Genomic DNA, 10,578 nt, shown 5'->3' on the forward strand with positions numbered 1-10,578 from the left:
TTCTCTAATTCTTCTCTTGGTAATGTCTCAACTTCCGGTCTCCACATCTTTACCTTTGCCATAAAAAACCTCCTTACATTGTAGGGTCAGTAAAATTTCACTCTATACCTTTCAACAAACACTCGACGCATTCATTCAAACGTGTGATCCATTAAATATTTTTTTGTGATAGAAATTTTCGATTGCATATAAACGAGGTTTTGTCTCCATGCCGTCATCAATACTATCCTCTCTTCATCATATATTGCAGAAGTAAGATCATTAAGAGATCTGTACGGCCTCTTGGTGTTATATATTCGAAACGCTTCGTCTCAATGGTCTCCCGGCATTCCGGAGAATCTTAAACCGGTGAAGGTTGAGGCATTCATCCTTGAATATCCCATGAAAGCTCTCGACAAAGACATCTTCCATCAGACATTTTATTCGGGCGATTTAAGTACATTTAACACCAGCGATGACAATAATTTTCTCCACCTTCGGAAGTTGGATTCTATTGTACAAGATTTGGGAGAAAAAGGGTCCAGGAAGGAAACGCAATAAGAAGAATTGTGCCCACCATCATCGCTACAAAGAAGAGGAATGTACCCTTGAATATCACCTCAAGCGGTAAATCGTTTGTTATCCCTTTTATTACGTAGACATTTATGCCGACAGGCGGGGTTATCGTACCCATACCTGTTAAAATGGTAACAATAACACCAAACCAGATAGGATCATATCCTAAATGCTTCACAACAGGATAAAAGATAGGGACGGCAAGGATCATGAAAGGCAATGAATCAACAAAACATCCCCCTATAAGAAAGATCAACATAATTATCATCATAATGAAAAAGCCAGGGATCTTCAAAGTAACGATCCAGTCGGAAAGCATAAATGTTATATTCGATAATGTTATGAAATGACCAAAAACTGTGGCAAAACCCATTATGGTAAGAATCATACAGGATGTTCTCAGCGCCTCCTTCGTATTCAGAAGAAATGATTTCCATGTCAATTCCCTTCTTACAAGACCAACAATAATTGCGCCTACGGCCCCTATTCCGCCGGCCTGGGTTGGTGTAAAAAAACCAAAAATGAGCCCGCCTATAACTACAATAAAAAGTAGTATTACATCTATTATTTTTCCAATTGCCCTTATTCGTTCTTTTAATGCCATTTTTTCACCGGGTGGTCCTACTTTCGGGTTCTTGAGGCAGTAAAGATAAACAGCAAGGGACATGAAAATAGCAAGTACTATACCCGGAACTATACCGGCGACAAATAGCTTTCCTATGGATTCCGATGTTATAATGCCGTACACAAGAAGGACCACGCTTGGAGGGATGAGGATGCCGAGCGTTCCGGAAGCGGCAACGCAACCTGCTGCAAGCATGTCATTATACTTATATTTTCTCATGGCTGGAATTGCAAGCTTCCCCATGGTAGCAGACGTTGCGGTGCAGGAACCGCAGATCGCCCCAAAACCTGCACAGGCAAATATCGTAGAGACGGCAAGACCTCCTCTTATGTGCCCGAAAATACTATAAGCTGCCTCGTAAAGCCTGTTTCCGAGACCTGCCGAAAATCCATAGTATCCCATAAGGATAAACATGGGGATCGCGCTTATAGAATAAGAACTGAATAAGTCAAAAAGATCACGGGGGATGAACATAAGGGCTGTGCTAAATGATGTAAGATATGAAAGCCCTAAAAGGGCGGCAAGACCCATAGAAAAGGCAATGGGCATTCTTATCAGAAAAAAGAAAAGAAGCACAATTATCCCTATAATAAATACCGAAACTGGGTTCATAAGTCTTACCTTCCCTTTATAGACGTCATAGTCTTGATAATATAAAAAAGTATTACCGGTACAATACCTATTGCAATAACATACGCAAACGGGAAAAGCGGGATCTTTGAGACAGATCCTATCTCGTCAGATATTTGCAGGGAATATCCATATTCCAGGGTCTGGTATAAGATCAAGCCGAAAAAGATGACAAGGATGATGGAAACAAAAATGTTTATTAATCTTTTCGGGGTATCTGGAAACTTCTCGAGGATAAAATCTATGCTTATATGAAACCCCAGATAAAGACCGATGGGAATGGTAAGGGCTATGGCAATAACCTGAGCAAAGCTGGTGACTTCAAACGCTCCGGGAAGCGGAAAATTGAAAAACTTTGACCCGACGACATCAATAACATTTACGAGTACCATAATAAGATATCCCACAACCCCTACCCATTCAAAGGTTTTACTCATATTTTTTACGAATCTTTCAAACCTTTCCATCGTTTAGGCCTCTCTTTGTTTATTTAAACTCCACTCTTAAATAATCAGGACCGGTTGATGATTTTATTCCAGCCTCTTTTTGTTTCTTTGTCCAATAATCCCTTCTTTCTTTCAGGTAGCTTATCCACCCTCTTACTTCCTTCTCGCCATGGCCTGCAGAGACCATTGTCTTCACGTACTTTTCAATAACGGGGGCAGCGGCTTTGATCCATTTTTTACTCTCTTCAGGGGAAAGCTGTATAAATTTTACACCCTTTTCAATGGCGAACTTCTTCCCCTCTATATCGATCTTATTCCACATCTCTGCCAGTTTTTCCTCAAAGGGATATTCGTTGAATACCTTTTTCACATCAGCCGGTAATTTGTTCCATGTATTGTTGTTCATAATGAGATAGAACGTATATCCCTGACCTATCGGCCAGATCTCTGTTACATATTTTACCACCTCTGCATATCTGAAGGCCTGCAATGTTTCCATTGATATGTATAAACCATCTATAACCTTTTTTAAGACAGCATCATATGCCTCAGGCGTCGAGATTGCCCTTGGTGTTCCTCCAAGCGCTGATACGACCTCGCCGACGTAACCTGTGCCCCTTATGTTCATGCCCTTCAGATCCTCCAATTTATATACGGGCTTTGTTGTCTGCAATACGTTCAGCCCGCATATAGAAAAGGCAAGGACGTGGACCTTATCCCATTCTTTTGGTTTAAATTTTTTATAAAAATCGTTTGCCACATGGGTTGCAACCCATTCGGTATTATACCCGATAGGCATGTCAAGCGCTTCTGTCTCTTTAAAACGTCCAAATGTATACCCGATATTCGCGAAACCGAGATCTGCCATCCCCTTCTCGACCCCGTCATACATCTTTGGCGCGGTGAGGAGGGTTCCTGCCGGATAGTACTTGAATTTTACTTTGCCGTTTGTTTTCGCTTCGATATCCTTTATGAAGACTTCCATGATCTTTGTATGTGCTGTGCCGATTGGGAAATAATTGGCAAATTTAAGCTCAATCGGAGCTGAAAATGAGTACGAAGAAAAAAGCAAAAGCATTGCAAAACTCAAAGCCAATGAAACAACAATCATCCTCTTCATTTTTTACCTCCCTCTTTTTGATTTTTGACTTACCATACCTCAATCCTTTTAAACACACTCATTGTTGAAATGTCAAGGGTTAATCACGGTATTATTGCAGCTACCACCTCCCCACCTCTTGCAGAACTCCCCTCTAAATACTATAAATCTAAGGATGTCTGCAACCATCATTTAAAGATATTACACATGAACAATATTAAGTTCAGCAATATTCATGCCAATTTCCTCTTTTTATAGAATAGTTGATAACTACTTGTTATTATTAGTTCTAATTTTTAATGGGAAGACTTTCCGATACGACGATTATCTAAGATATGTAACCAATAAGATGCAGAACATTTGTGCAATATTCCTCTGTTTCTCTTTACGGTAAGTATACTGTTTGACCCGGGACGAGTCATAAATGCTGTTATCATTTGGTTTTTCTGTTTCATGGAAAGTGATCTTTTGACCGATACAGCGTGAATACCACCTGAATAGAAGACTTGCGAGTTTGTATCTCTGAAGTTACATGTAATCTCTGGGATGCATTATCCTGCGTATATTTTCTCAATACCACTCAACCTCATCCTTGCCAGGGCAATCTTTTGAAGCAACGAGCCGTCAAGGATTATCCTTTCGGAGACCTTTTTGTATCTTCCCGGATGATGCACCCGATGGTACGGGCCTTGCCGCAGAATGATTCCGGGATCTCATCCTCCTGCCAGTATAACCATTGTTACTTCTACCTCGTCCTTCTCTTTCAGCGCCACATTGTTGCCGTTCGCAATATTTTCATACTCAACGCCATTTACATAGATCTTAAAATCACCCTGGATCTCCCCGCTATCAGGGGAGCAGATAGGAAAACCAACCCTATCGGATAACTCGCTTACTACCTTTTTCAACGTCGGCGATTCCATTTTCAATACAACCTCGCCGACAAAATTTGTTTTTACTATCATCAGATTGCTCCTCCGTGCGGTATGCCTTATCTTACACCTTGTACGTATTAATGCCCATTTTCCTTTAACGGTAATCCTCTTAAAAAGGAAGAGACCTCTCACACCAGAGGTCTCTTCGGCATATATTACACAAAACCTTTCATCCTTAAAAAAGTGTCCATCCTGTTCTCAACGCCTCCATATCACCGCATCATAATAACGGAGGGTAGAGACCTCGCTCAGCTCATGGCTTTAGAGGTCTCTACGGGGGGTATTATGAAGGGTCACTTTTTTTCTTGCGCTTTCAATGCGTTGAACATTCTTTCAGGGGTTACGGGGACTCTCATCACCCTCACGCCCGTTGCGTCATAGATTGCGTTGACCACTGCCGAAATAACAGCAGCCCTGGCGCACTCCCCTATCTCTTTTGCGCCCCAGGGGCCCTTTGGCTCAAAGTCTGAGCAGTCGATGACCTCGATCTCCGGGACATCGAATGCCCTCGGTATTTCATAATCGACAAGGTTCGGGTTGAGCACGCGCCCTTCATCATCCATGATCTCTTCGAACAGGGCGTCGCTCATTCCCTGTACCGCCTGGCTTACCAGCTGTCCTTTACACACTGCCGTGTTTATCTCATACCCGCTGTCTTCGGCCACTACTATCTTGATGACCCTGATCCTGCCCGTCTCCCTGTCAACCTCTACCTCTGCGGTAGATGCTGTAAAGCCATAGGCATCGGTAAATCTTCCGGTACCTTTTGAAAGGCTCGGGTAGAATTCTATCTCCGGCACTGCCTTTTTATATCCGTGCCCAATAAGCGGGTCACCCAGGTGCTTCTGGATGTGATATCTCATGAGCTCTGTGAAGGTGTAAGACCTTTTCGGGTTACTCTTAAGAAATGCCTTTTTGTCTTTCAACTCGATGTCTTCCGGTTTTGCCCTCATAACCTCGCTTGCCACTTTCAGGAGCTTTTCCCTGAGATCTATGGCCGCGTTATATACCGCGCCTCCACCAACGAACATTCCACCGCTTAAGAAGTTGCTGTAGTTCATCGGGCAAAGCTCTGAATCGCTCGAAACCAGGGTTACATCCTCTAAGTTTAATCCAAGGGCCTCTGCCGCGATCTGGCTGTATGTTGTGTCCGGTCCCTGACCGAACTCGCAGTCGCCTTCCATAAGTGTAATGGTGCCATCGTGGTTGAGCCTGATGATCGCGGTACATGCAAAGGGCCAGTATCCCGAACCGCTGAACATTCCATTAATACCGATACCCACGCCGCGGTTCTTGTCCCTCTGTTTGCCGCGCTTCTCTTTCCACTTGATGGCTTCCGCCGACCTCTTGATGGCTTCCGGCAGACCATAGCTGTCCAGCCTGTCGCCGTTGGGGATGACGTCGCCTTTCTTCCTGAGGTTCTTCAATAAAAATTCCACAGGGTCCAGGCCCAGATCTTCACAGATCTGATCGTACTGGGAATCTGCTGCAAGACGCATCTGGGGCGCTCCGTGCCCCCTTCTTGCAAAATTGAAGTTCTTGTTCGTATAGACCGCCACACCTTCGTGCCTTACGTTCTTACGGTCCAAGCAGCAGTCACACATCCCGTGGCTTAAGAACATTGCTACCGGGGCGCTGCACTTGTAAGCGCCTGCATCCACGATGACGTTGCAATGCTGGGCGACAATGGTGCCGTCCTTTTTGACGCCTGTTTTTATATTGATATCGAACCGGTGGCTGTTCCTGCAGGATGAGAAGACTTCTTCCCTGGTAAGCTCTATCTTTATCGGTTTGCAAAGCTTTCTTGTGAGAAAACCGCAAATGACCTCATAGTCGAAGCAAGGGGCCTTCCCACCGAATGCGCCGCCGATATATGTCTTGTGGATCCTTATCTTCGGTATAGGGATATCCAGCGTCTTGTGCAGCCAGTAACGCTTCAGTTCAAAGGCCATGTGGTTCATCCATACATCGAGCTTCTGTTCAAAGGGATCCCAGCTTGCCACCATTGTGTGCGGTTCCATAGCCATATGTGAAGTGCCCGGGCTCCTGGAGCGGTCCTCGCGGATATAATCTGCTTCCGCAAACCCTTTCTCCACGTCGCCATATGTAACAAGCACCCTCGCGGCGACATTGTTCACCGGCGTGTATGAATGCGACTTTCTCGCGACGCCCCAGTCTTCCCACGCGCACGATGTGTTGCGGGTGATCTCGCCGTGTATCTGGGGAGCGCCGTCCTTCATCGCCTCTTCCGGATCAAAGATCGGTGGAAGCGGATCGTAGTCCACTTCAATAAGGTCCAGCGCATCCTCCGCGATGTCGGGGTCAATAGCCGCCACTGCCGCTACCGTCTCCCCGATAAAGCGGACCTTTTCTTCTGCTATCGGGCGTTCCTCTGCCGGATAGTTCGGCGTATCAACAAAACCATACCTGATCCCCCATGTATCCTTCCCGGTGATCACTGCTACAACACCGGGCAGCTTCTCTGCCTTACTCGTATCTATGCTGCGGATCTTCGCATGAGGAAGGGGACTTCTTAACAATTTCGCGTGAAGCATACCGGGGAGCACAATATCGGTTGTAAATTTCGCCCTCCCTGTCAATTTTGCCTTGCCGTCAACCCGCGGTAACGGTTTTCCTACTACAGAGCGCTCATTCATTTCTTTCCCTCCTTTCTCTTCTGGACCACTGACTTAATAGCTTCTAAGTACTGTACGTAGCCCGTGCACCGACACAGATTTCCTTCCATATCCCTTCTTATATCTTCCTCGGTCGGGTCTTCCAGTTCTTCCAGCATAGCTGTGGAAGACATAAGCTTCCCCGGGCTGCAGAACCCGCACTGAAAAGCGCTGTGCTCCAGAAATGCCTCCTGGAGGGGTGTCAGCTTGCCGTCTCTGGAGGCCAATCCCTCAATTGAAGTAACCTCTCTTCCATTTACCTGCATCGCCAGGACCGAACATGCCTTCACGGCCATCTTGTCGACGATCACGGTGCAGGCTCCGCAGGAATTATCCATACAGGCTTGCTTTGTGCCCGTTAAACCCAGCTCATTCCTCAAAAGCTGAAGCAAGGTCATCTTGGGCTTTATTGACAATTCGTATGCTTCTCCATTCACTTTTACGTTTATCGTTTTTTTCGAGCCATCCATATCGTAACTTCCTCCTTTAAATGCTATTAAGCCTTTTTCGCTTTTTCAAAGGCCTTTTTTGTCGCGCGTTTCACAAGTACCTTCACGATCTCTTTCCTGTATTCGGCTGATGCATGAACATCTGTGGTGGGGTCAGTCTCTGACGCGGCCATCTTTGCCGCCTCTTCGATCACATCGTCAGTCAATTTCTTGCCCTTCAGCATCTCCGCCGCCTTTTTCGTAATAAGCGGGATCGGTGCTACGGCGCTCATAACGATCTTCGCGTCTTTGCATACATCGCTGCCGGCATCAACGGTAATCGCCACCGATGTGGATACGATCTTTATCCCTGCCTCGATTGTGGCAAACTTCATATACTCGATCCCTGTATTGGGTGCAGGGAGCGGTATCTGGATCTCAGCGAGTATCTCATCAGGCTCAATTATAGTAGTGAAGTAATCCGTAAAAAAATCTTCCAGGGCTACTACCCTTTCTCCCTTCGCGCTCACTAATTTTAATTTCGCACCTAATACGATCAATGAAGGTGCCGGGTCTCCGATCGGGTCTGCACTGCAAAGATTGCCGCCTATGGTGCCCCAGTTCCTGGTCTGGACCGAGGCCACGCTCTTTTCCATTTCAGAGAGCACATTGTATTTCTCCTTTATTAATGAAGATTTTTCAATTGCTCTGTGTGTTGTTAATGCCCCTATCCTCAGGCCGCTCTTCTTTTCGAATTCGATGAAATCGAGTTCTTTAAGTCCTTTGATATCGATGAGACATGTAGGACTGATCAGCTTCTGCCTGAGAAGGGTGATGAGTGATTGACCGCCGGCAAGTATCTTGCCCACATCTTTGTACTGGGAGATCAAAGAGCAAGCTTCCTGCAGGCTGCTGGCTGAAAAATATTCAAAATCTTTCATAATTAGGTCTCCTTGTGTCCTTCAATTTTTTCTTTCAACGCCTGTATAAATTCTTCACCAATCTTTTTTGCCTGTGCCCGCATAATCCTGTCACCAAAAAGAGCGATCCTGCCGTTGACGGTTACATTCGATGAGTATGCAACCTCGGTTTCGCTTGCCGAAACCTCTCTCAGGTACACGTCGCTTCCCTGGGTAAAATTTCCAGCCATGCCCAGATCAGCTCCTTTTGCTTCCATATGGATGTGTTTCGGTTCGTCTATCTGGGTCAATGACGTGGTGACTTTAAACCGCACTTTTATCGGACCGACCCCGGCCTTCACCGTCGCCACATAGGTACGTTCATCGATTGCTTCGATCTTCTCGCAGCCGGGGACGCAATTCCCTATCAGCTCGGGGTTAATGATGAACTGCCACACCTGCTGAATAGGCGCTTTCACTGTGAATTTCTCCTGTATTAGCATCTTGTAGATCCTCACCTCCTTCTTCTTCACGTTCTTTTTGTTTCATCTTGGCCTTCAACTCACCTGCGAGCAGGCATTGGTCCTCTCGTGGACAAGTGCCTTTCTTTACAAACATACAGTCCTGTCTGCCGTAAAGACATTTGATCCTCTTTTCTGCCATTTCCCGCTTACCTCCCTTCGCATATTTTTTTATATTCGCTATGCCCCTTATAATGTAAATAAGGGACGTTGTTTAATACCCGAGCGCAAAATCGCCGATAGAACGGTCAATGGCATGCCGTATTGCTTCTTCTATCAACTCCCTTGTCCTGTCCAGTACCTCCGGGTCAGAGTCGCCGCAGACCTCGCCGGCGGCTATATCTGCTGCATCAATGATCAGGTGGTCATCGATAGGATTGTCTTTCATTATCGCCGGTCCTTCCTGTGACTCAACAGGTGCATCCCCGATCCCACCCACTACGATCCTTATCTCTTCTATATTCACATGTTTTAGATCCAGCCTGAGAAAAACGGCCGCACCTATACTGGGTGCCCCTCCTGTGCCGACGCTTTTCTCATACACAAGGCCTATTTCACTTTCCTGCTCCTTTGGTATTCTTATCTCTCCGAGGATCTCGTATACTTCTCCGTTCCCGTTCTTGGTAAAAAGATTCTCTATCGGCACTGTTTCCCAACCCTGAATGCCCTGCATAACAGCCTTTGCGTCTAATATCATCAATGCCGGGGCGATATCCGCCGCACTATCCGGACTGGAAAGGCACCCGCCGATCGTGGTCATGTAATATGCCCATCGGGTCTTGTTCAGCCGCTGTTCTCTCAGGTTGATCGCCTCAACGAGAACGCTCGCCCTTTCGTTTATTATCACTGAACGGCCGAGATCAAAAAGCGTTGCCAGCGCCCCTATCTTCACGCCCTCTTCTGCAAAATCGCTGTAGTAATCAACGTACTCAAGGTTCGGTATGTTTTTGAGGTTGACAAGATATTCAGGGTTTACCTTTCGCATTTTCATCAAAGGGATAAGTTGCGTACCGCCGGAGATCAGTTTTGCCTTTTCCTTGTACTGATCGAGCATGGAACATGCCTCTTTTAATGAATTTGGCTCCAGATACTCAAATTTTAAAGAACTCAATTCTACAAAACTTTCTAAATCTTCAAAATAACCTGGGCGCATAGATACCTCCGTTTTGGCGATCTTTGATCAAGGATTTTTCAACATGCTCTGACAGTACATAACGTGTCCGTTGATTTCTCTGTGTCTTGTGAATTTTTTCATATAACATGTTCATATTCAATTCCCGATACATTTTATAAATACATCAGCAATTATTATGCCACAATATTATTTATCGGCAACGGTTATTAACATATTGATATTGCTTGTTATTCTGTTTGTTCCAAGGATACTGAAAAATGATGATCCCTGAAATGTGTAACTGCGGGGATACATACTATCTCGATTATACTGTATCCTGACCTTAAAAAATGGGCTATTTGTGTCGCGGGCTCATCGTGAGGTTTCTATCATATTGTTATTATTAACTCTCTCCTAAACTACTCTGACATTCATTCTTTAAGATTTTCGCAGATGGTTCCAAAAAGACAAAACAAAAAAGTCTGTATCTCTAAGGTATCATGTAACCCGAAAGATTCATATCTCTTACATATACTCTTCTTTTTTTATTTTATAGCGCTTCAGCATCCGCTGAATAGAAGGCCTTTGTATCTTAATCTCCTTAGCCGTTTTTGAGATGTTGCCCTGGTAACACCTCAAGGAATCGACAAG

10 protein-coding genes are annotated in these 10,578 nt (G+C 45.2%); all 10 read right to left on the bottom strand.

Annotated features, from left to right (window positions below):
* Positions 1-490: 490 nt before the first annotated feature.
* The 10 genes from PHU49_09665 to PHU49_09710 all read right to left on the bottom strand — a co-directional run bounded on the left by PHU49_09665 (position 491) and on the right by PHU49_09710 (position 9,966).
* Complete coding sequence (locus PHU49_09665) at positions 491-1,792, bottom strand: TRAP transporter large permease (GenBank protein ID MDD5244271.1); 1,302 nt, start codon at positions 1,790-1,792, stop codon at positions 491-493.
* 5 nt (positions 1,793-1,797) lie between these two features.
* Positions 1,798-2,277, bottom strand: a complete 480-nt coding sequence (locus tag PHU49_09670) for a TRAP transporter small permease (GenBank protein MDD5244272.1) — start codon at positions 2,275-2,277, stop codon at positions 1,798-1,800.
* Between the two features lie 19 nt (positions 2,278-2,296).
* Positions 2,297-3,376, bottom strand: a complete 1,080-nt coding sequence (locus tag PHU49_09675; GenBank protein ID MDD5244273.1) for a TRAP transporter substrate-binding protein — start codon at positions 3,374-3,376, stop codon at positions 2,297-2,299.
* Between the two features lie 692 nt (positions 3,377-4,068).
* Positions 4,069-4,320 carry a hypothetical protein gene (locus PHU49_09680; protein ID MDD5244274.1) on the bottom strand — a complete coding sequence of 84 codons (252 nt, stop codon included), beginning with the start codon at positions 4,318-4,320 and terminating at the stop codon, positions 4,069-4,071.
* Positions 4,321-4,583: 263 nt separating this feature from the next.
* On the bottom strand, positions 4,584-6,947 hold the full coding sequence (locus PHU49_09685) for a molybdopterin-dependent oxidoreductase (protein ID MDD5244275.1): 2,364 nt from the start codon (positions 6,945-6,947) through the stop codon (positions 4,584-4,586).
* The gene (locus PHU49_09690) at positions 6,944-7,435 is read right to left on the bottom strand and encodes a (2Fe-2S)-binding protein (GenBank protein ID MDD5244276.1); all 492 of its coding nucleotides are present in this window, start codon (positions 7,433-7,435) and stop codon (positions 6,944-6,946) included. Before PHU49_09690 ends, PHU49_09685 begins: the two co-directional genes overlap by 4 nt.
* Positions 7,436-7,461: 26 nt before the next feature.
* Positions 7,462-8,334: a xanthine dehydrogenase family protein subunit M gene (locus tag PHU49_09695; GenBank protein MDD5244277.1), complete on the bottom strand. Its 873-nt coding sequence runs from the start codon at positions 8,332-8,334 to the stop codon at positions 7,462-7,464.
* Positions 8,335-8,336: 2 nt separating this feature from the next.
* On the bottom strand, positions 8,337-8,771 hold the full coding sequence (locus PHU49_09700) for a carbon monoxide dehydrogenase subunit G (protein ID MDD5244278.1): 435 nt from the start codon (positions 8,769-8,771) through the stop codon (positions 8,337-8,339).
* Positions 8,731-8,955 (bottom strand): hypothetical protein, encoded by a 225-nt coding sequence (locus PHU49_09705; protein ID MDD5244279.1) that lies wholly within the window; start codon positions 8,953-8,955, stop codon positions 8,731-8,733. The genes PHU49_09700 and PHU49_09705 overlap by 41 nt, the downstream gene beginning before the upstream one ends.
* 72 nt (positions 8,956-9,027) lie before the next feature.
* Complete coding sequence (locus PHU49_09710; protein MDD5244280.1) at positions 9,028-9,966, bottom strand: FAD binding domain-containing protein; 939 nt, start codon at positions 9,964-9,966, stop codon at positions 9,028-9,030.
* Positions 9,967-10,578 lie beyond the last annotated feature (612 nt).

It is taken from the genome of Syntrophorhabdaceae bacterium (genome assembly GCA_028713955.1).
In the GTDB taxonomy this organism is placed as follows: Bacteria; Desulfobacterota; Syntrophorhabdia; order Syntrophorhabdales; family Syntrophorhabdaceae; genus UBA5609.

Excerpts from the sequence above, each read along its gene's own strand:
- PHU49_09685 (MDD5244275.1), bottom strand. The coding sequence starts at position 6,947 with ATGAATGAGCGCTCTGTAGTAGGAAAACCGTTACCGCGGGTTGACGGC.
- PHU49_09690 (MDD5244276.1), bottom strand. The coding sequence starts at position 7,435 with ATGGATGGCTCGAAAAAAACGATAAACGTAAAAGTGAATGGAGAAGCA.
- PHU49_09705 (MDD5244279.1), bottom strand. The coding sequence starts at position 8,955 with ATGGCAGAAAAGAGGATCAAATGTCTTTACGGCAGACAGGACTGTATG.
- PHU49_09710 (MDD5244280.1), bottom strand. The coding sequence starts at position 9,966 with ATGCGCCCAGGTTATTTTGAAGATTTAGAAAGTTTTGTAGAATTGAGT.
- PHU49_09695 (MDD5244277.1), bottom strand. The coding sequence starts at position 8,334 with ATGAAAGATTTTGAATATTTTTCAGCCAGCAGCCTGCAGGAAGCTTGC.
- PHU49_09670 (MDD5244272.1), bottom strand. The coding sequence starts at position 2,277 with ATGGAAAGGTTTGAAAGATTCGTAAAAAATATGAGTAAAACCTTTGAA.
- PHU49_09680 (MDD5244274.1), bottom strand. The coding sequence starts at position 4,320 with ATGATAGTAAAAACAAATTTTGTCGGCGAGGTTGTATTGAAAATGGAA.
- PHU49_09665 (MDD5244271.1), bottom strand. The coding sequence starts at position 1,792 with ATGAACCCAGTTTCGGTATTTATTATAGGGATAATTGTGCTTCTTTTC.
- PHU49_09675 (MDD5244273.1), bottom strand. The coding sequence starts at position 3,376 with ATGAAGAGGATGATTGTTGTTTCATTGGCTTTGAGTTTTGCAATGCTT.